Source organism: Marinimicrobium alkaliphilum (assembly GCF_003259155.1).
GTDB classification, from domain to species: Bacteria; Pseudomonadota; Gammaproteobacteria; order Pseudomonadales; family Cellvibrionaceae; genus Marinimicrobium_A; species Marinimicrobium_A alkaliphilum.
In genome coordinates this window covers 1-369 of the sequence record NZ_QGMQ01000031.1, presented here as the reverse complement: position 1 = coordinate 369, position 369 = coordinate 1, and the positions used below count along the sequence as shown (strand labels likewise).

Here is a 369-nt window from a genome sequence, read left to right as displayed (position 1 = left end):
GCGTTAAAGGTCATATGAGAAATTTCGTAGCGTTCGTCGAGGGTGAAAACTTCAAGCTGGAAGTCAATGGAAAAATGCAGCTTGTAGGTTTCTTCGCTTCACGCCGGGTTGAGGCGGAAACTGAAGAAGATGCTTCAAGAGCCGTAATAGAGATGTTGCTCGCGGAGCCCGAGTTGGAAGGTAATGCCCTCCCCAACTACACCATGTCTGTAAAGGTTGCTCATGAAATGCCTATCGATCACAAAGCTAAGTATTCTGGTTTTACGTTTTTCCCCATGGAGGAGTCATGAGCTTTAACAAGGCACACCAATACGCCGCCGCAAGCGGCGGCAGGACGCTCGCAAGCTCGCGCCTTTGTGTGCGGCGTTA

1 protein-coding gene is annotated in these 369 nt (G+C 50.1%); it reads left to right on the top strand.

All coding sequences use genetic code 11. From position 1 onward, the window contains the following. Nucleotides 1-290, top strand: a 290-nt coding sequence (locus tag DKW72_RS16260; protein ID WP_232522449.1) for a hypothetical protein, incomplete at its 5' end; no start/stop codon positions are given. Between the last annotated feature and the right edge of the window lie 79 nt (nucleotides 291-369).